Below are 18,599 nucleotides of genomic sequence, written 5' to 3'. Positions count from 1 at the left end.
CAAAAATGCAAGGCCTGATAAGAGATGTCAGGCCTTGATACCGTAGGAGCGGGTGCCAGAGCGAGTGTTGCCCTTGGCGTCATAGGTCAGGCTGTTGCGATCGCGCAGCTGACTCAGAAAGGTTGCCAGACGACGGTTTGAGACGATGCTCAATTCAAGCAAGCGACCGTTGATATCATTTTGTGCCTGGCAGGCATCCAGTTTTGCACGAAGCTGCGCCATCTCGTCGGGATAGGCTGCCAGCTGCAGTGCCAGTTCCGGCATCTCTGCGAGGGTCTTGTCCAGAGTTTCTATCGCAGCAAGCAACTGCTGTTTGCGCTCGGTCAGTGCGGGCAGGGCCAGTGCCTGATGCTGTTCGAGCAAGCTGAACTCCTCTTCCAGAATGCCTTGCATCTGGCTGAGGTAATCATCTTGGGTGTGCAGTAACGAAGGTAAATCCATCATCCCAGAACTTTGTCCAGATTGGCCTCGAAACTGAACATCTTCTTGGCCACAGCGTCGCTGTTAACCTGATATTCGCCACTCGCGACGGCTTTTTTCAGCCGTTCGACCTTGCTCTCATTGCCGGTCGAGGCGGTATTGAGGTTTTGTTGCATCTTTTGCAATTGTTGCGCCTCACTGGTCAAGGAGACGGAGTCCAGCTTGACAGTAGCCGCTTTGTTTTCGGGCGATGAGGTGACTGACTTGCTGCCTGTCCCCTGGCTATTAGCGGTATTTTGCAACCGATTATTCGCCAAGTTGTTGATATTGTTGATGGCCATTTTAGTTACCTTCGTCTGCTTTAAGGTTTGCTTACCTGTTTATCGGTGCGGCAGATCAAAACTTTAGAAAAAAGTTGTCAAGGATCCGGATTTAAAAAGTGACCGATACGGCACCTACCGCACTGACTTTACCCTCAACGGTTTTGCCGGAGCGAATATTGACGAGTTTGATGATCTCTCCGAAGCTGCCATCTTGCAAGGCTCGGGCCATGGTTTTGATCTGGAAGTTGCTGTTTTCTGCCGTCAGGGTGACCTGATCCCCTTTGCACACGACACAAACCTGGCTCAAGCGGATGGGTTGCCCCGGTTTTAGCTCCCGCTTGCTGCGTACTCCGACAAGAGGGGCGGTGTCAGTCAGGTAGTCGCCGCGGATCAGGGTCTGATCCTGATAGGCCAACACTAGCTGGCTTTCACTCAGCAGGTCCCCCTTGGCGATGGGGTTGGTCACAGTGACATAGGGCTTTTGAATACTGACCCGTACCGGGAGATAGACGTCCCAGGGCCTCTCTTCCTCACATTTAAGGTAAACTGTTGTATTACGGCGAATTTCCATTTTTGCTGGTAAGCTGATAGTGAGCAGATCTTCGCAGCGGGTCAGTGGGAGCCGTTTATCCAGCGTGGCAGAGGTGACCTCGGCTCTGGCATCCAACGGAATATCCAGCTGGCTGTAAACGAACTCTTGTGCCTTTTCTTGTAGATAAGTAGTGACGTCCGAGGCGTAGCTGGAAGATATGCTGCCAAAAAAGAGGCTGATGAGTAAAAGTCGGTTAATCATTTTCGCTCGTTGGTCGATAAGTTGTTCACGCATATCACCATATTTAACTATGATTGCTTCAGAATCTGTTCGTTGTCACATCGATAGTCTGACGCAATCCATCACGCATGCATGATTAATGCCAAGCGTTTTTAGGGAGTGTTTATGGCCAGTATCCTGGACTCGGTCAACCAACGTACCCAGCTAGTGGGGCAAAACCGGCTGGAGTTGTTGTTGTTTCGTCTCAATGGACGTCAAAGATTTGGCATCAACGTATTCAAAGTGCGTGAAGTGTTGCAGTGCCCCCCCTTGACCGTGATGCCAAAATTGAACTCCTGCATTCGCGGAGTGGCTCATATTCGTGGCCAGACGATCTCGGTTATCGACCTCAGCATGGCGGTTGGCAAACGCCCGATTGATGATCTGAGCAAATGCTTCATTATCATCTCCGAGTACAACCGCTCTATTCAGGGTTTTCTGGTGCATTCGGTCGAGCGCATCATCAACATGAACTGGGAATCCATCCTGCCTCCGCCTAAAGGTGCGGGTCGCATCAACTACATGACTGCCGTGACTGAAGTCGATGGCGAGTTGGTCGAAATTCTTGATGTTGAGCGGATATTGAACGAAATTTCGCCGGTTGCAACGGATGTGAGTGAGGAGTTGGTTCAGGCCAGTGTCGACCACCCGACTCTGGGGCGTCCTGTTCTTGTTGCGGATGACTCCTCAGTGGCACGCAAACAGGTACAACGTGCGCTTGAGGCCATCGGTGTCGAGTGTGTGTTGGCAAAAGATGGCCGCGAAGCATTGAACATGCTGCTGGAAATGACCAAAAATGGTCCTATCAAGGATCAGGTTGCGCTGGTTATTTCGGATATCGAAATGCCGGAAATGGATGGCTATACCTTCACTGCCGAGATCCGGAATAATCCCAATCTCAAGGATTTGCATGTTATTCTGCATACCTCGCTCAGTGGAGTATTCAACCAGGCAATGGTGCAGAAAGTTGGTGCGAACAATTTTATCGCCAAGTTCCAGCCTGATGAATTGGCCAAGGCCGTACAAAACGCACTCTAATAAAGAAGAACAGCTGCATGAAGACACTTTCGGACGACTTATACAAACAGTTCAGCAACTTTCTGGCGGTACAGAGCGGAATTGTGCTGGGGGATAACAAACAGTATCTGGTGAAGAGCCGTCTTTCACCTTTGATGGCTCAGTTTGGCATCGAGAGTCTGTCTGATCTGGTTACCCGTGCAATGAGTGTGCGAGAGCGTGACCTGAAAATGGCCGTGGTGGATGCCATGACGACCAACGAGACCCTCTGGTTTCGTGATACCTATCCGTTTCAGCTTCTTACTGACAAGATTTTCCCCGAGTTGGGGAAAAGTGGCCGCCCCATCAAGATCTGGTCGGCTGCATCCTCGTCAGGTCAGGAGCCCTATTCCATTGCCATGACGGCACTGGAGCAGCAGATGAAAAAGCCGGGGACCTTGCCTGGTGGCGTACAGATTGTCGGGACGGATATTTCGACGACCATGCTCAATCAGTGTAAGGAAGGCGTTTACGATAGCCTTGCTCTGGCGCGCGGTTTGTCACCGGAGCGCAAGAAGATGTTTTTTGAGCCCTACGGTGACAACAAGATGCGGGTTGCCGAGCGAGTCAGAAAATTGACCACCTTCCGGCCACTCAACTTGCTGGAGAGCTATAGTCTGCTCGGCAAGTTTGACATTATTTTTTGCCGTAACGTGCTCATTTATTTTGCGCCGGAAGTGAAGTCGAAGATCCTCAACCAGTTTGCTGCCAGTCTCAATCCTGGTGGATATCTGATGCTGGGCGCGTCGGAGTCACTGGCCGGGTTAACCGATCGGTTTGAGATGATCCGCTGTAATCCGGGGATTGTCTACAAGGTCAAATAGGCCTGATGCCCAGGATATTCGGGGTTTTACCGGATATAGCCAGTTCATACAAAGAGGGAAGCAGCGAGCTTCCCTCTTTCTTTATCTACAGCTCAGTCTTTCTATTTCCCTGCCATATCTCGCCACTGCAAAAGTGGTTGAAACCTTAAGGTGGCCAAATGATGCCGTCTGACTCAGGGCACGAGATGCTCCTGTCGTTTTCGGTTTGCAATGTGCTCATACCCAAACCATCGATCTGAGAGATTTGCTTATGGCACACCTCTTGCAAACAAAATAAACCAAGCAGGAGGTGTGCTATGGCTCTTTCATTTGACAAGGCATTCGGTGTGCATCAACACACCATAAGCGTTCGCGCCAAGCGTGCTGAGGTGCTTTCCAGCAATATTGCAAACGCAGATACCCCGGGCTTCAAAGCCAGGGATATCAATTTTGCTCAGGCATTGCAGGAGGCCCAGTCGCATCAGGGGTTTGGTTTGGCAACGACCAGCGAAAAGCACTTTGCCTTGAATATGGACGCTCCGGGTACCGTGCAATATCGCAACCCGCTGCAACCGGATACCGGTGATGGCAATACAGTCGATGTGCAGCAAGAGCGCAGCGAATTTCTGCGCAATAGCCTCGAGTATCAAACCTCCCTTGAATTTATGAATAGCAAGATCAGTGGCCTGCTCAAGGCCCTGAAAGGAGAGCAGTGATGAGTTTGTTCAAGGTCTTTGACATAGCAGGCTCGGCTATGAGCGCACAGTCAGTGCGCCTCAACACGGTTGCCAGCAACATGGCCAACGCGGACAGCGTCAGCTCCAGTGTGGAAAATACTTACCACGCCAGGCGGCCAGTCTTTGCCGCCCAGCTCGATCAGGCGATGTCTGACAAGCAGGACTCGGTCGGGGTTGAGGTGAAGGGGATTGTCGAGAGCAAGGCGCCACTGCTCAAGGAGTACAACCCCAACCACCCGATGGCGGATAAAGACGGTTTTATCTTCAAGCCAAACGTCAACATGGTTGAAGAGATGGCCGACATGATCAACGCCTCGCGCAGCTACCAGACCAACGTACAGGTTGCAGATTCGGCCAAGAAGATGCTGCAGCAGACGCTCCAGCTTGGCAAGTCCTGATAGGAGGGATGCAGCATGGTCGATACAACCAACAATGTGAACGGCATCAGCCGTACCACGACCCAGACGACAGGCACCACTACAACGCCGAAGAAAGAGCTGGATCAAGCTTCTTTTCTGAAGCTGCTGACCATGCAGCTGTCGTATCAGGATCCTTTCAAGCCTGTTGATAACGCCCAGATGCTCTCCCAGATGACATCCATGTCGACTTCTGAGGGGATCAACAGCTTGTCCACCCAGATGGGCAATCTCAATACTCTGATGACATCTAGTCAGGCGCTGCAAGCCTCCGCACTGGTCGGACAAAATGTGCTGCTCCCTAGCAATATCGGTTATTTGGAGAAAGAGGGGTCTATATCCGGGGTTGTGGCTGTCGGTGTCGAGAACAAGTATTCGAATGTGAAAATCACGGTGGAAGATGAAAAGGGTCAGGTGATAAAGGAGTTTCCTCTGGAAGGTGATTTACGCGGCAATGTTGAATTTGCTTGGGATGGTAAAGACAAGAGTGGCAATCCGGCCAAGCCTGGAAAATACGTGATTAAAGCTAACGGCACCATGGATGGAAAGTCGGAGAGCATCTCGGCCCTGACCTATGGCAAGGTTGATAGTGTGGTCCTGGGTAACGGAACCAACCCGACTCAACTTAATCTGAGAGGTCTAGGCACTACAACGCTTAACAGTATCCTGCAAATTTCAGGATCTAATCAGAACAAACCAACAACTCAGTCAAAAACCACGTCGACAGCATCGATCTAAGGAGCTGGATATGTCATTTAACAATGCCTTGAGCGGTGTCAACGCGGCACAAAAAGACTTGAACGTCACCGCCAACAACATTGCTAACGTTAACACCATGGGCTTTAAAGAGTCCCGTGCCGAGTTTGCGGATGTCTACGCCAACTCCATCTTTGTCAATGCCAAGACCCAGGTCGGTAATGGTGTGGCGACCGGTGCGGTTGCCCAGCAGTTCCATCAGGGGGCGCTGCAATTTACCAATAACGCACTCGACTTGGCGATTCAGGGGAATGGATTCTTTGTGACCTCCGATGGCCTGACCAACCTGGATCGCACCTATACTCGTGCCGGTGCCTTCAAGCTCAATGAAAACAGTTATATGGTCAACAATCAGGGCCATTATCTGCAAGGCTATGAGGTGAACGTTGATGGAACGCCAAAAGCGGTGAGCATTAACGCAACCAAGCCTATCCAGATCCCGGATCGGGCAGGGGAGCCGAAACAAACAACCAAGATTGAAGCCAGCTTCAATCTGAAGTCTGATTCAACCCCGTTGGCTGCAGGTAACACTGCTGCAGACGCCTCCATTTTTGATCCGATCAATAATCCTAAAAGTTATGCCTCATCTACATCGGTCACTATTTATGATTCATTGGGTTCTCCTCATGTGATCACACAATATTTTGTCAAGGAAGCTGACCCAGCTGATGTGACAAAGCCTGCCAATCCTACCGCTTGGCGTATGTACATGTATGAGGGGGATAAACCCATTGATGTTGCGGGGGGGGTTCCAACAACGATGGCCGCTGGTGTGACTCCTGTTCCACCACTTGCCGCACGCATCACCTTTGGTGCTGATGGCAAGATGGTGACGCCAACAACACCGGCAACCATCAAGACAGAACAATTGGGGGTCGCGCCCCCGGCAGGTGCTGGCATTATCACCAACGGTGCAGATCCCACCCAGGAAGTTGAGATTCAACTTGGCACTGTGACTCAGTATTCTTCTCCGTTTGAAGTCAACAAGTTGACTCAAGATGGCTCTACTGTCGGCCGTTTGACCAAGGTGGAGATCACGCCAGACGGGATTGTCTCTGCTACCTATAGTAATGCCACCACACTCAAGGTCGCTATGGTTGCCATGGCAAAGTTTGCCAACTCGCAAGGATTGACTCAGGTTGGTGATACCTCCTGGCGACAGTCCCTGCTCTCTGGCGATGCCTTGCCGGGGACGCCGAACTCGGGCACTTTCGGGACCATCAAATCATCGGCGCTGGAGCAGTCCAACGTGGATTTGACCTCGGAGCTGGTGGACCTGATCACTGCCCAGCGTAACTTCCAGGCCAACTCCCGTTCTCTGGAGGTCAACAGTTCGCTACAGCAGACCATCCTGCAGATCCGTTAATCGCGCAATAAACGATAATGAGAGGGGGCTTGGCCCCCTCTCTGTTTCTGTCGCATTCCCATCCTCCTTCTCCCCCCATATTTCTGCTGTTGGCACTCTAATTGCATTTCTCCTGTCAGAGTCATCTGTTTGACGGAGAATTCCATGGATCACCTGCTTTATATCGCCATGTCCGGGGCCAAAGAGACCATGAACAGCTTGGCTGTTCGGGGCAACAACCTCGCCAATGCCAATACCACCGGTTTCAAGTCCGATTTTGAGCAGGCCAGAAGCATGCAGGCGTTCGGAGAGGGCTTGCCAAGCCGGGTGTTTGCCATGGCTGAGCGCCCGGGGCAGAACCTGCAGCATGGCATGTTGATGACCACCGGACGGGATCTGGACGTGGCGGTGGATGGTCCTGGCTGGATTGCCGTGCAGGATCCCAAGGGCGGTGAGGCCTATACCCGCATGGGGAATTTGCAGGTCAATGCGACCGGCAACTTGCAGACCTCGACCGGACTGAATGTGGTGGATGACGGTGGTCAGCCAATCGTGTTGCCTATGCCGATGGAGAAACTCGAGATCAATCGGGATGGTACCATCAGCGGTCGTCCTGAGGGGGCTGCCGCCAACTTGCCGGAAGATTTTCAGCGGATCAAGCTGGTCAACCCGGCCGCCGATGCGGTAGAGAAGGGGCAAGATGGTCTGTTTCGCCGCAAGGATGGTCAGAATGAACCCGCCTCTGCCAACGTTGGCCTGATTGCCGGCTCCCTTGAGGGGAGCAACGTCAATGTGGTGGATGAGATGACCAACCTGATCCGGCTGCAACGCCAGTTCGAAACTCAGGTCAAAATCATGAAGACGGCCGAAGAGAATGATGAAGCTCAAACCCAACTGCTGCGAATCAGCTAATCAAGGAGTTACCTATGAATCCCGCACTCTGGATCAGCAAGACCGGGTTGGATGCACAGCAGACCAATATTTCGGTCACCTCGAACAACCTGGCGAACGCCAGCACCGTGGGCTTTAAAAAGTCACGGGCCATCTTTGAAGATCTGCTGTATCAAAACATCAACCAGCCCGGTGGCCGCTCCTCTGCCGATACCGAGCTCCCCTCCGGCCTGATGCTGGGGGCGGGATCCAAGGTGGTGGCAACCCAGAAAAACCACAGCCAGGGCAACGTACAAACCACTGACAACTCGCTCGATTTGATGATCAGTGGTCGTGGCTACTTTGAAATTCAGCTGCCGGATGGCAGTGCAGCCTATACCCGCAACGGTCAGTTCACCCTCAACGATGAAGGGACCATAGTGACCCCGGGTAATGGCTACCCGCTGCAACCGGAAATCCAGATCCCGGAAAACGCCCAGAGCGTTACGGTGGGTGAAGATGGCCAGGTCTCGGTGCAACTTAAGGGCGATGGCGCTTCTCAGGTTGTCGGTCAGATCAATATCTCCGACTTCGTCAACGCCAGCGGCTTGCAGCCGATGGGGGAGAACATGTTTGTCGAGACCCAGTCCAGCGGTGCTGCCGCTCAGGGGACTGCCGGTGCCGATGGCTTGGGGGTGATCAAGCAGGGGATGCTGGAGACCTCCAACGTCAACGTGACCGAAGAGTTGGTAAACCTCATTCAGGCTCAGCGGGTCTACGAGATGAACTCCAAGGTGCTCTCCGCCGTGGACGGCATGATGTCCTTCCTGATCCAGCGTACTTAATTAGGAGGTGCATGATGAAAGCCGTATGGATGCTGGGATTGTTGGTGCTGGGAGGGTGTAGCAGCACTCCCAATACGCCCAAGCCTGATGATCCCGAGTTTTCCCCCGTCTACGGGGAGTCGGAGCCGGTGTCGGTGCGACCGACAGGGGCGATTTTCCAGCCGGATCAGGTCAATGGCATCTATTCGGATATCAAGGCACACAAGGTAGGCGACATCATTACCATCGAGTTGGCGGAGTCGACCTCCGCCTCGAAAAAGGCCAATACCCAGAGTGGCAAGAATAACAAGTTCAATCTGGACCCGGTCAAGTTGGGTGGCGTGCCCGTGACCGCCAGCCCCTATGATCTCTCAGCCTCCATTGCTCAAGACAGCGCGTTCAAGGGCCAGGCCAAGGCGGATCAGAGCAACAGCCTGCAGGGCAATATTTCGGTCAGCGTGGCCAAGGTACTGCCCAACGGCAATCTGGTGGTGCGCGGCGAGAAGTGGATCATGCTTAATAATGGCAATGAATATATCCGGATCACCGGCCTTATTCGCCCGGAGGATGTGACGTCTGACAACAGCGTTTCGTCCCAGAAAGTGGCTAATGCCCGCATTTACTACGGTGGTACCGGCGATCTGGCCAATAGCCAGGAGCAAGGGTGGCTTACCAGCTTTTTCAATGGTCCCTGGTGGCCGCTCTAGGAGATGTTATGAAGTCACTCCGTCTTGTCACTCTGCTTTGCTGTCTGCTGCCCTTGGGTGTGGCCAATGCGGCCCGGATCAAGGACATCAGCTCGGTTGAAGGGGTGCGTAACAACCAGCTGATTGGTTACGGTCTGGTGGTGGGGTTGCCCGGCACTGGCGAGAAGAACAACGCCTTCACCGAGCAGACCTTCCGTACCATGCTCAACAACTTTGGCATCAAGGTGCCGGACAACATCAAGCCCAAGATCAAGGATGTGGCTCCGGTGGCGATCCATGCCGACCTGCCCCCCTTCTCCAAGCCGGGCCAGACCATCGACGTGACGGTATCTGCCATTGGCGAGGCCAAGAGCCTGCGGGGCGGCACCCTGTTGCAAAGCTTCCTGAAAGGGCTCGATGGCCGGGTTTATGCGGTTGCCCAAGGCAGTCTGGTGGTTGGTGGTTTGGGGGCCGAGGGGGCTGATGGTTCCAAGGTAGTGATCAATACCCCGACCGTCGGTCGGATTGCCAACGGTGCGACCGTGGAGCGGGAGGTGCCCAACTCCTTCAGTCAGGGGGACACCATCACCTTCAACCTTAACCGACCCGACTTTACTACTGCGCGCCGTCTGGCCGATGTGGTCAACGATCTGGTGGGGCCCAATACCGCTCAGGCGCTCGATGCTACCTCGGTCAAGGTCTATGCCCCGCGGGATCCGGGTCAGCGCGTTTCCTATCTCGCCACCATCGAGAATCTGGAGGTGGATCCGGCCAACGAGGCGGCCAAGATCATCGTCAACTCCCGCACCGGCACCATAGTGATCGGCAGTCAAGTCAAGCTCAAACCGGCGGCCATCAGCCATGGCGGGTTGACGGTGACCATCGCCGAAAACCAGCAGGTCTCCCAGCCCAACCCGCTGGCGGGAGGAGAGACGACGGTGACCAACAACTCGACCATCAATGTCCAGCAGGAGCCGGGGCGGATGTTCAAGTTTGATACCGGTGCGACCCTGGACGATCTGGTCCGGGCGGTCAATCAGGTCGGGGTCGCCCCCGGTGATTTGATGGCCATCCTTGAGGCGCTGCAGCAGGCAGGCGCCATCGAGGGGCAACTGGTCATATTGTAACAAGCGGCAAGTGGTTGCCACGGGTGGCAATGAGGTAAGCAAAATGGCGGAGTTTGACAGCAACAGCGGCATGAATCTCGGGATGGTACAGGACATCAAGAACCTGGATCGTCTGCGCCAGATGAGCCAAAGCAAAGAGGGACAGGCCGAAGCGCTCAAGAGTGCGTCACGCCAGTTCGAGTCAATCTTTACCCAGATGCTGTTTCAGAGCATGCGTCAGGCCAACGGGGTGTTGACTCAGGACAACCCGATGAATAGCAGCTATACCCAGTTCTATGAAGGGATGCTGGATGAGCAGCGGGTTGCCGACATGTCCAGCAAGGGGGGGCTGGGATTGGCTGACATGGTGGCCAAACAGCTCTCTCCCGAGACCTTTACCCATCAGGATGGGCGAGTGCTCAAGATGCCCCAGCGCACCGAACGGACCTACAAACCCTATCAGCCACCCACGGCGGCTGCCGATGATTTGATCGCGGCATCAAAAGTTGGCAAAGATTTTGCTGAAAAAGAGATGACCGAGGGGGTCAAGGAGAGCCACGCACTCACTATGCCCCGTCGACCACACCGCAGCATTCCGCCCATGGGACGCATGACCAGCGAAGAGGGCAGTGCCACCGGTAGTGGGGGCAAAGAGTTCGATACGCCGGAAGAGTTCGTTAATCGCCTGATGCCGCTGGCCAAGAAAGCGGCCGACAAGTTGGGGTTAAGCCCGGCGGTACTGGTCGCTCAGGCGGCACTGGAGAGCGGTTGGGGCAAGCGGGTGATCAAGGATGGCGAGGGGCAGGTGACCCATAACCTGTTTGGCATCAAGGCCGATCCGCGCTGGGCAGGGCCAAAGGCGGTGGTCAGCACGCTCGAGTATGAGCAAGGCGTCGCCTCCCGCCAGAAAGCGGCATTTCGCTCTTATGAGTCGTTTGAAGAGAGCTTCAACGACTATGTGGATTTCCTCACTTCCGGCTCTCGCTACAAGGGAGCCCTGGCGAAGGTGGATAGTCCCGATCGCTACTTTGAGGCGCTGCAACAGGCGGGTTATGCCACCGACCCGCACTACGCCAGAAAATTGAAACAGGTATTGCGCAGTGATGCCATTGCCCAATACAACGAGATGGAGCTGTAACGTATGGCAAGCGACCTGCTTGGGATTGGTTCATCGGGCGTGCTGGCACAGCAACGCCTGCTGCAGACCACCAGTAACAACATAGTGAACGTCAATAGCCAGGGCTATGTGCGTGAGCGTACGCTGGTGTATACCAATACCATCGGTCTGGGGACCGGTGACATCAAGACCGAGCGGGTAATCAACGACTATATGCAGGGGGAGGTGCGCCGTGATACCTCCGCCTATCATGCCTCCCTGACCCATTATGAACAGCTGGCTGGCGTTGACAGCTTGCTTGGGGATACCAGCAACAGCGTGGGGGCGGCCATCACCTCCTACTTCAAGTCATTTCACTCAGCCAATGAATCGCCTGCCGAGATCGGTGGGCGCAAGGTGGTGATGACGGAGTTGAGTGGCATGGTCAACCGTTTTCATACCCTCTCGGCGCAGCTCGACAAGCAGAGCGATACCCTCAACACCCGTATTGAAGATGAAACCAAGCAGGTCAACAGCCTGCTCACCAGTATCAATGATCTTAATCAGGCCATCATCCGCACCCAGGGGTCACCCGAAGAGAACCTGATGCTGTTTGATCAGCGGGATGAGGCGATCCGCCAGCTGTCGGAGAAGATGGATATTCGCACCGTAGCCCAACCCAACGGCAGCATGCTGGTCAATATGAGCACTGGCCATTCGTTGATCCTCGATGGGGGCGTCGCCCAGTTCCAGGTGATTGCAGGAGATCCTGACTCCCGGGATCAGGAGCTGCAGCTGACCCTGGGGGCGAACAAGGCAACCATCGATCACGATACGTTTGGTGGCGCCATGGGCGGGCTGTTCAAGGCGCGTACCGACCTTGAGCCGACCAAGCGTGAACTGGGGCAGCTGGCCGTGGCGATGGCGGATGCGATGAATCAGCAGAACCGCCTCGGGATGGATCTGGATAACGAGATTGGCGGCGATATTTTCACCCTGCCTACCAGCAAGGGCTTACCCTACGGCAATAACACCGGGACGGTCGGGGCGAATGTCAGCTTCGTGCCGGGTAAGGGGACATCAGTGACCCCATTTGATTACGAAGTGCAATTTAGCAGCGCCACCGGTTATGAGGTGTTCTCGCTGGACAAGTCGGGCAATCGCACCTCTGTAGCGACTGGCACGACCCCTCCTGCAACGTTTGAACTCACTGGTCACGGTATTTCAATCGATCTCACCGGTGCGCCAGCTGCGGGTGACAGACTGTTGCTGCAACCCACCAAAAGTGCGGCCGCCGGTTTGGGTCAGCTGATCACCCGACCGGAAGATTTGGCCCTGGCCTCTCCGCTTAAAGCGGAAAAGACCACCAATAATGGCGGCGGGGCAGATATCAAACTGGGTGGCGTATTCAATACAGGTGCAGGGTCAGGTTTTGGTACCAATAGTCTGAGCCCGACAGCGCCTCAGGTCGTCAAGATTGACGCCAACGGTAACTATCAGGTGTTTCAAGCCGATGGCACTACCCTGATTGGCACTGCCCCTGCGAGCAGCAAAGGGCAAAACCTGATGTCTGCGATCGTCAACCCTTTCCCCGCCGGAGCCGCAGTCTATGCCAACCCGAAACAGGCGCCCGGCTACGAGTTCAGCATCACCGGAACGGTGGATGCCGGTGACAGCTTCAAGCTCAGTTACAACAGCAATGGCTTTGCCGATAACAGCAATGGCCTGGTTCTGGCTGAGCTGCAAAACAAGGATCTGGTGCGCAAGAGCACCAATGGTGGGACGACCAACGACAAGATGACCTTCAATCAGGCCTATTCCGGGTTGGTGATGGAAGTGGGTAACAATACCAGCCAGGCAAAAACGCTGCTCAAGGCCAATGAGTCCAAGCTTATCCAGAGCACCGGCATCTTTGAAAGCGTGTCAGGGGTCAATCTGGAGGAGGAGGCGGCCAATCTGATCCGCTTCCAGCAATCCTATGCGGCATCGGCGCAAATCGTCAGCACGGCCAAAACCATTTTCGATACACTGCTCTCTTCCGTGAGGTAACGTCATGCGCATCACCACCAACATGATCTACGACCGGAATATCTATTCCCTCAACAATGCCAACGAGCGGTTGAATACTGCCTACCAACAGCTGCAAACCGGTAATAAATTTCAGACTGCCGGCGAAGATCCCGCGGGGATGAGCCAGAAGATGGCACTGACCAAGGAGATCGACCTGTTCAAGCAGTACAGTGTCAATGGCAGCTTGCTGGAAAACAGCCTGGGACATGAGGAGACGGTATTAACGTCGATTAATAATGCGATGCTTAGTGCCCAGACCCTGATCCAGAAGTCAAATAATGGCGCTATCAGCATGGATGATCGCAAGGCTATTGCCAGCGAGCTGGAAGGGTTGCAGCAGCAGATGTTTGACCTGATGAATAGCAAAAACTCCTCGGGTGAATTTATATTTGGCGGTAATCAGAGCAAGACCCAGCCATATATAAAAGACGCTAACGGAAAATATATTTATCAGGGGGACCCTGGTCAGCGAAATATTCAGGTCTCACCCACGGTACAAATTGCTGCCAATGATTCTGGGCAGGATCTGTTTGAAATCGTGGCGACCAGAAGAACTGCCAGTGCAACCACTGCAAATATCAAGGTCGGGGTCGGCGATCAGGGTAACTTTGATAATTTCTATAAGTCCAATTATAACTCGGCACTGCCCAGCAACACCTATACCGTATCAACCACCATCGGTCCGCCTGATACCTATGATATCAAGGATGCCGGTGGTACTACCCTGCAAACGGGTAACTACACTGCTGGCACCAAGATCCCCTTCAATGGTCTGGAGTTGACCCTTGATTTGCCTGCTGGTGGTGCGGCTCAGCAGTTTGACCTTAATCCACCAAAAAATGACAACGTGCTGAACGGGATGTCGGATTTTATTACCGCTTTGCGTGATCCCGCTATTACCGCTGACAACTTTGCGCTGGAAGTAGCCGATGCTACCGTCCATATGAAAAATGCCCGCTTGAATATCGATCATGGATTGGGGGAGTTGGGTGGCAGGATGAACAGTCTCGAGGCAGTCATGGATTCTAACGAGGGGTTGAGTACCCTCAACGCCGAGGCGAGAGCCAAGGTATCGGAAGCGGATCTCTATGAAGTGATTTCCGCGCTGTCAAAAGAGGATGCGGCATTGAGTGCCTCGCAACTCTCTTTCAGTAAAATAAGCCGTCTGACGCTATTTGACTATATTCGCTAATTAAAGAAGGGCCCCTTTGGGGCCTTTGCTTTTGTCCAGACTATGAAAATTGGTTCCGTGTCATCTCCTGCCAATTGTAACAAGCTGTTGCCGTTGCCAATTTAATGGTGGTTGCGGGGTTGACCTCCCTGCGGGATTGGATAATCATGCCGCCCGCACAACAGAGGGTTGTGCGAATTATTTGCAGCATCTCGTTAGGCGAGGCTCCTGTATAAACACAGGCCACTGATCTCACGACGTCCAGAGACGCCCAAGATCAGGACAGTTTTCATCGGATTAAGGTGTAAACCCAAGTGGCTTCCGGCATGCCGGATACGTTATACAGTGCTAAAGCTGGTACGTGGGGATGATGACACGCCGAACGGCGTCATTTCCTGCCTATTACTCGTCAATCAAATTGCTGTTTTCTTGTCGTTGCATCCGGTTATTTCCGGAGGCATTCAGGCTCGCCTGAAATCACATGAGGATATCTGTGATGAAGAAAACACATACCATTCTTAACCGTCACCAACTGCTCGATCTGGCCGCCCTGCAGGGTTGGCTGGAACATAATCTGGATCCGGTTCAGCGAGCCGATCAACTGCTGACCCTGCGTCCGGAAGAGCTCAACTGCATCTTTGATACCCTGCCAATCCCGCAAGGGGCCGAACTGCTTGGTTCACTCTCGGCCGAGAGTGCCGGGCGCCTGTTGCAGCGGCTCCATGGCAGCATCGTCAGCGTGTTGCAGGAGGCTATTCCCCGCCGTGAGATGGTCGCCATCCTGCGCAAACTGAGTCGTCAGGATCGCACCATGTTGCTGGCTCGCTTCCCGACCCAGGCGCAGGCCATGTATTACTCCCTGCTGGATTGGCCCACCGAGTCGGTGGGGGCCAACATGCGCCACGAATATCTGGCGGTGCGGGAGGAGGACACGGTCGGTCACGCTAAACAGCTGATCCACGATGCTTGGGATAATGCCCAGCTGTTTCGCCATATCTATGTGGTCAACGGGGATGGTCGTCTGCAAGGAAGCCTCTCCCTCAAGACCTTGCTGATCGCTGACCCGCTGGCCAACGTCGCGACCCTGATGGATCGGGAGACGGTGCGGATCAACGCCCGTGCGGATCAGGAGTTGGCAGCGCGCCTGTTGATCGACCGCGACCTGTCGGTATTGCCTGTCGAGGATCAGGGGCGACTGGTCGGTATTTTCCACGTCGATGATGCGGCGGATATTCTGGAGCTCGAATCCACCGAGGATGCCGAGATGCAAGGGGGCTCATCACCGCTCGATACCCCTTACTTGCAGGCGACGCCCTGGCAGCTGTGGCGCAAACGGGTGGGCTGGCTGCTCATCCTGTTTGTGGCGGAAGCTTACACCGGTACCGTGCTGCGGGCATTTGAGGAGCAGCTGGAAGCGGCCATCGCGCTGGCCTTCTTTATCCCCTTGCTGATCGGTACTGGTGGTAACAGCGGCACCCAGATCACCACCACCATAGTACGAGCCATGGCGGTCGGGGAGGTGAGTCTGCGCAATCTCGGCACAGTGCTGAAAAAGGAGCTCTCCACCGGTCTGCTCATCTCGGGTGCCATTGCCATGGCGGCCTGGGTACGGGCATGGAGTCTTGGCGTCGGTCCCCAGATTGGCATGGTGGTGACCTTTACCATCATCGCCATCGTGCTCTGGAGTGCCACGGTCGCATCCATTATTCCCATGGTGCTGCGTCGTTTCCGCATCGATCCGGCGGTGGTCTCTGCGCCATTCATCGCGACACTGGTGGATGGCACCGGCCTTATCATCTACTTCGAGATGGCCAAGTGGTTGCTGCCCGAGTTGCAGTAACCGGGAGACTGAGATGAAAAAGGCAGCCAGTGGGCTGCCTTTTGTATTTATCTTTCCGGTTTAGCCGAGCTGGAACAACAGTGGCCAGCCCTGCTCCTGGCAATAACGATGCTCCTTCTCCAGATTCTGCATCAAGAGACGGTTATCCTCGCACCAGTCGATCGGCAGGGTCACTACCAGCTGATCGCCTTGCACTGCGACTTTCCACTCAGGTAGCAAGTGATCCTGCCGCTTGTGGTGGGCGGCGACCGCGAGGCGCAGAATGCGGATGCAGCGCAGCACAGTCTGCAGGTCGTGGTTGGGCAGGGCTGGCAGTTCGGAGAGCTTGAGCCCCTTGCGCTGAAAGCGCGCCAGCGCGGCGAGCAACGCCTGATCATCTTGGTTGAAGCCGGGCAGGTCGGTGTGTTGCAGGATATAGGCGGAGTGGCGATGAATGCCACTGTAGTTGATGGCAAGGCCAATTTCGTGCAGCCGCGCCGCCCAGCCGAGGATTGCGCGATAGGGCTCTATCTCCATCTGCCACGGCTCTTGCAAGGCATCGAACAGGGTCAATACGCTCTGCTCCACCCGGGCTGCTTGCTTGCGGTCCATCCGGTAGTGAGTGCCTAGCGCTTGCGCGGTGCGCTCGCGAATATCGTGGTGCTGCAAGCGCTCCTCGAACTCGTAAAGGAGCCCTTCGCGCAGGGCGCCGTCAGAGTAGTCGAGTCGCTCGATAGGCAGCGAGGTAAACAGCCCGAGCAGGATAGCAACGGCAGCGGCAAACACCTCTTGTCGCTCTTCGGTGAGCCCCGCCAGCTTGAGGTTGTCGACTCGTTTGCGCTCGATCATCATTGCCTTGAGTCGCTCCAGCCCCTCCAGGGTAATGCTGCCATCAGTCAGCCCTTCCCCCTGCAGCACGTCGCGCACGGTGCGGATCGAGCCAGAGCTGCCAAGGCAGCTCTGCCAGCCCAGCTTGCGGTACTGGTTGACGATGGGGGCGAGCTGGTGCTGCGCCTCCAGCACGGCATTGGTGAAGTGCTTGTCGCTCAGCTTGCCGCTGGCGAAGAAGCTTTGGGTAAAGCTGACGCAGCCCATCTTGCGGCTGGTGAGGGCCTTGTGTTCAAACCCTTCACCTATGATGAGTTCGGTGCTGCCGCCGCCGATATCGATGACCAGTACCTGGCCCTCGATATGCTGGGTATGGGCGACCCCCTGATAGATGAGCCGTGCTTCTTCCTGCCCGCTGATGATCTCGATGGGGTGGTTGAGCACCTTGGCTGCTTCACTCACAAATTCGCGCGCGTTGCTGGCACGGCGCAATGTGTAGGTACCGGCGATGCGGATCTGATCCGGTTTGATGTTGGTGAGCCGCTCGGCAAACAGCGACAGACAGGCGAGGCCGCGTTCCATCGCCTCCGGGCTCATCCGTTTCTGCTCATCCATCCCTTCCGCCAGACGCACCCGCTCTTTGATGCGATCGACGATGCGAAAACGCCCTTCGCTCAAATGGGCGATCACCATGTGAAAACTGTTGGAGCCGAGATCCACGGCGGCATAGAGACTATTGTCCATTGTTTGACTCGATACGTTTGAGATAGTCGTAAATCGCCACCTGAGAGCGGATCTTGCGGCGGTTGCCCCGCTTCACATATTCGTTCTGCTGGTCGGCATCAATGACCCGCGCCTTGCAGGTATCACTCAGTTGTAGTTCGAGAATGTCCATGATGCGCTGCTTGAGGCGCTCATCATAAATGGGGGTGCCCACCTCAATACGGCCGTCGATATTGCGGCTCATCCAGTCGGCGCTGGAGATATAGAGCTGGGGGTTGCCCTTGTTGTGGAACACCATCACCCGCGGGTGCTCGAGGAAGCGGTCGATGATGCTGATCACCTTGATGTTGTCACTGAGGCCCGGTACGCCCGGACGCAGGGCGCACATGCCACGGATGATCATCTGGATCGGCACCCCGGCCTGACCGGCGGCATAGAGGCGGTTGATGAGATCCTTGTCCACCAGATTGTTGATCTTGAGGATGATACCGCTCGGCTGGCCCGCCTTGGCGTTGGAGAGCTCGTTGTCGATGAGGCGATAGAGCTGACGGCGGCTGTTGATGGGGGAGACCAGCAAGTGGTTGAATTTGTATCGCTTATAGGGGTACTCGATGTATTCAAACACCCCTTCCACTTCGGCGGTGATATCCGGATTGCGGGTCAGCAGCGAGAAGTCGGTGTAGATCTTGGCGGTCTTCTCGTTGAAGTTGCCGGTGCCGATATGGGCGTAGCGCACCGC

18 protein-coding genes, 1 pseudogene and 1 riboswitch are annotated in these 18,599 nt (G+C 54.9%); of the genes and pseudogenes, 14 read left to right on the top strand and 5 right to left on the bottom strand.

The window, feature by feature from the left end; genetic code table 11:
• Positions 1-27 precede the first annotated feature (27 nt).
• From DBR30_RS20830 to flgA, 3 genes are all read right to left on the bottom strand, one after another.
• Entirely contained in the window at positions 28-444 is a 417-nt protein-coding gene (locus DBR30_RS20830; RefSeq protein ID WP_040066163.1) for a flagella synthesis protein FlgN, read from the bottom strand.
• Entirely contained in the window at positions 441-761 is a 321-nt protein-coding gene (gene flgM, locus DBR30_RS20825; protein ID WP_005334177.1) for a flagellar biosynthesis anti-sigma factor FlgM, read from the bottom strand. The genes DBR30_RS20830 and flgM overlap by 4 nt, the downstream gene beginning before the upstream one ends.
• A 91-nt stretch (positions 762-852) precedes the next feature.
• Entirely contained in the window at positions 853-1,536 is a 684-nt protein-coding gene (flgA, locus tag DBR30_RS20820) for a flagellar basal body P-ring formation chaperone FlgA (protein WP_076492058.1), read from the bottom strand.
• A gap of 144 nt (positions 1,537-1,680) precedes the next feature.
• Between flgA and DBR30_RS20815 the strand changes: the two genes are divergently transcribed.
• The 14 genes from DBR30_RS20815 (at position 1,681) to mgtE (ending at position 16,330) form a co-directional block, all read left to right on the top strand.
• The gene (locus DBR30_RS20815) at positions 1,681-2,592 is read left to right on the top strand and encodes a chemotaxis protein CheV (RefSeq protein ID WP_005334174.1); all 912 of its coding nucleotides are present in this window, start codon (positions 1,681-1,683) and stop codon (positions 2,590-2,592) included.
• A 17-nt stretch (positions 2,593-2,609) separates the two neighbouring features.
• On the top strand, positions 2,610-3,434 hold the full coding sequence (locus DBR30_RS20810; RefSeq protein ID WP_005350656.1) for a CheR family methyltransferase: 825 nt from the start codon (positions 2,610-2,612) through the stop codon (positions 3,432-3,434).
• 296 nt (positions 3,435-3,730) lie between these two features.
• Complete coding sequence (gene flgB, locus DBR30_RS20805) at positions 3,731-4,129, top strand: flagellar basal body rod protein FlgB (RefSeq protein WP_005334169.1); 399 nt, start codon at positions 3,731-3,733, stop codon at positions 4,127-4,129.
• Positions 4,129-4,548, top strand: a complete 420-nt coding sequence (gene flgC / locus DBR30_RS20800) for a flagellar basal body rod protein FlgC (protein WP_108540943.1) — start codon at positions 4,129-4,131, stop codon at positions 4,546-4,548. Before flgB ends, flgC begins: the two co-directional genes overlap by 1 nt.
• Before the next feature lie 15 nt (positions 4,549-4,563).
• Positions 4,564-5,304, top strand: a complete 741-nt coding sequence (locus DBR30_RS20795; RefSeq protein ID WP_005350659.1) for a flagellar hook assembly protein FlgD — start codon at positions 4,564-4,566, stop codon at positions 5,302-5,304.
• 10 nt (positions 5,305-5,314) lie between these two features.
• Positions 5,315-6,688 carry a flagellar hook protein FlgE gene (gene flgE / locus DBR30_RS20790; RefSeq protein WP_042080196.1) on the top strand — a complete coding sequence of 458 codons (1,374 nt, stop codon included), beginning with the start codon at positions 5,315-5,317 and terminating at the stop codon, positions 6,686-6,688.
• Positions 6,689-6,832: 144 nt separating this feature from the next.
• Entirely contained in the window at positions 6,833-7,579 is a 747-nt protein-coding gene (gene flgF / locus DBR30_RS20785; protein WP_005334159.1) for a flagellar basal-body rod protein FlgF, read from the top strand.
• A gap of 14 nt (positions 7,580-7,593) precedes the next feature.
• A complete protein-coding gene (gene flgG / locus DBR30_RS20780) occupies positions 7,594-8,382 on the top strand; it encodes a flagellar basal-body rod protein FlgG (protein ID WP_108540944.1) in 789 nt (262 codons plus the stop codon).
• A gap of 14 nt (positions 8,383-8,396) precedes the next feature.
• Complete coding sequence (gene flgH / locus DBR30_RS20775; protein WP_042080192.1) at positions 8,397-9,068, top strand: flagellar basal body L-ring protein FlgH; 672 nt, start codon at positions 8,397-8,399, stop codon at positions 9,066-9,068.
• 8 nt (positions 9,069-9,076) lie between these two features.
• Complete coding sequence (locus DBR30_RS20770) at positions 9,077-10,174, top strand: flagellar basal body P-ring protein FlgI (protein ID WP_005350664.1); 1,098 nt, start codon at positions 9,077-9,079, stop codon at positions 10,172-10,174.
• 43 nt (positions 10,175-10,217) lie between these two features.
• Positions 10,218-11,291 carry a flagellar assembly peptidoglycan hydrolase FlgJ gene (flgJ, locus tag DBR30_RS20765; RefSeq protein ID WP_108540945.1) on the top strand — a complete coding sequence of 358 codons (1,074 nt, stop codon included), beginning with the start codon at positions 10,218-10,220 and terminating at the stop codon, positions 11,289-11,291.
• Positions 11,292-11,294: 3 nt separating this feature from the next.
• Positions 11,295-13,298: a FlgK family flagellar hook-associated protein gene (locus DBR30_RS20760; protein ID WP_108540946.1), complete on the top strand. Its 2,004-nt coding sequence runs from the start codon at positions 11,295-11,297 to the stop codon at positions 13,296-13,298.
• Positions 13,299-13,302: 4 nt separating this feature from the next.
• Positions 13,303-14,511: a flagellar hook-associated protein FlgL gene (flgL, locus tag DBR30_RS20755; RefSeq protein WP_108540947.1), complete on the top strand. Its 1,209-nt coding sequence runs from the start codon at positions 13,303-13,305 to the stop codon at positions 14,509-14,511.
• Between the two features lie 183 nt (positions 14,512-14,694).
• A riboswitch (M-box (ykoK) riboswitch) is annotated at positions 14,695-14,864 on the top strand.
• Between the two features lie 122 nt (positions 14,865-14,986).
• Positions 14,987-16,330 (top strand): magnesium transporter, encoded by a 1,344-nt coding sequence (mgtE, locus tag DBR30_RS20750; protein ID WP_021231054.1) that lies wholly within the window; start codon positions 14,987-14,989, stop codon positions 16,328-16,330.
• 60 nt (positions 16,331-16,390) lie between these two features.
• Here the strand turns inward: mgtE and ppx are convergent, their stop codons facing one another.
• Together ppx and DBR30_RS20740 are read right to left on the bottom strand one after the other, a co-directional pair.
• Positions 16,391-17,881, bottom strand: a complete 1,491-nt coding sequence (gene ppx / locus DBR30_RS20745) for an exopolyphosphatase (RefSeq protein ID WP_108540948.1) — start codon at positions 17,879-17,881, stop codon at positions 16,391-16,393.
• Positions 17,871-18,599: pseudogene (locus tag DBR30_RS20740) on the bottom strand (polyphosphate kinase 1); the annotation flags it as partial. The pseudogene DBR30_RS20740 and the gene ppx, both read right to left, overlap by 11 nt.

It is taken from the genome of Aeromonas sp. HMWF017, assembly GCF_003061465.1.
Taxonomy (GTDB): domain Bacteria; phylum Pseudomonadota; class Gammaproteobacteria; order Enterobacterales; family Aeromonadaceae; genus Aeromonas; species Aeromonas veronii.
The sequence above is the reverse complement of the archived record's forward strand: the minus strand, read 5'-3'. Positions and strand labels throughout refer to the sequence as shown.

What these genes read in the sequence shown, in the direction of transcription:
- DBR30_RS20830 (WP_040066163.1), bottom strand. Translation starts at nt 444, where the DNA reads ATGATGGATTTACCTTCGTTACTGCACACCCAAGATGATTACCTCAGC.
- flgM (WP_005334177.1), bottom strand. Translation starts at nt 761, where the DNA reads ATGGCCATCAACAATATCAACAACTTGGCGAATAATCGGTTGCAAAAT.
- flgA (WP_076492058.1), bottom strand. Translation starts at nt 1,536, where the DNA reads ATGATTAACCGACTTTTACTCATCAGCCTCTTTTTTGGCAGCATATCT.
- DBR30_RS20815 (WP_005334174.1), top strand. Translation starts at nt 1,681, where the DNA reads ATGGCCAGTATCCTGGACTCGGTCAACCAACGTACCCAGCTAGTGGGG.
- DBR30_RS20810 (WP_005350656.1), top strand. Translation starts at nt 2,610, where the DNA reads ATGAAGACACTTTCGGACGACTTATACAAACAGTTCAGCAACTTTCTG.
- flgB (WP_005334169.1), top strand. Translation starts at nt 3,731, where the DNA reads ATGGCTCTTTCATTTGACAAGGCATTCGGTGTGCATCAACACACCATA.
- flgC (WP_108540943.1), top strand. Translation starts at nt 4,129, where the DNA reads ATGAGTTTGTTCAAGGTCTTTGACATAGCAGGCTCGGCTATGAGCGCA.
- DBR30_RS20795 (WP_005350659.1), top strand. Translation starts at nt 4,564, where the DNA reads ATGGTCGATACAACCAACAATGTGAACGGCATCAGCCGTACCACGACC.
- flgE (WP_042080196.1), top strand. Translation starts at nt 5,315, where the DNA reads ATGTCATTTAACAATGCCTTGAGCGGTGTCAACGCGGCACAAAAAGAC.
- flgF (WP_005334159.1), top strand. Translation starts at nt 6,833, where the DNA reads ATGGATCACCTGCTTTATATCGCCATGTCCGGGGCCAAAGAGACCATG.
- flgG (WP_108540944.1), top strand. Translation starts at nt 7,594, where the DNA reads ATGAATCCCGCACTCTGGATCAGCAAGACCGGGTTGGATGCACAGCAG.
- flgH (WP_042080192.1), top strand. Translation starts at nt 8,397, where the DNA reads ATGAAAGCCGTATGGATGCTGGGATTGTTGGTGCTGGGAGGGTGTAGC.
- DBR30_RS20770 (WP_005350664.1), top strand. Translation starts at nt 9,077, where the DNA reads ATGAAGTCACTCCGTCTTGTCACTCTGCTTTGCTGTCTGCTGCCCTTG.
- flgJ (WP_108540945.1), top strand. Translation starts at nt 10,218, where the DNA reads ATGGCGGAGTTTGACAGCAACAGCGGCATGAATCTCGGGATGGTACAG.
- DBR30_RS20760 (WP_108540946.1), top strand. Translation starts at nt 11,295, where the DNA reads ATGGCAAGCGACCTGCTTGGGATTGGTTCATCGGGCGTGCTGGCACAG.
- flgL (WP_108540947.1), top strand. Translation starts at nt 13,303, where the DNA reads ATGCGCATCACCACCAACATGATCTACGACCGGAATATCTATTCCCTC.
- mgtE (WP_021231054.1), top strand. Translation starts at nt 14,987, where the DNA reads ATGAAGAAAACACATACCATTCTTAACCGTCACCAACTGCTCGATCTG.
- ppx (WP_108540948.1), bottom strand. Translation starts at nt 17,881, where the DNA reads ATGGACAATAGTCTCTATGCCGCCGTGGATCTCGGCTCCAACAGTTTT.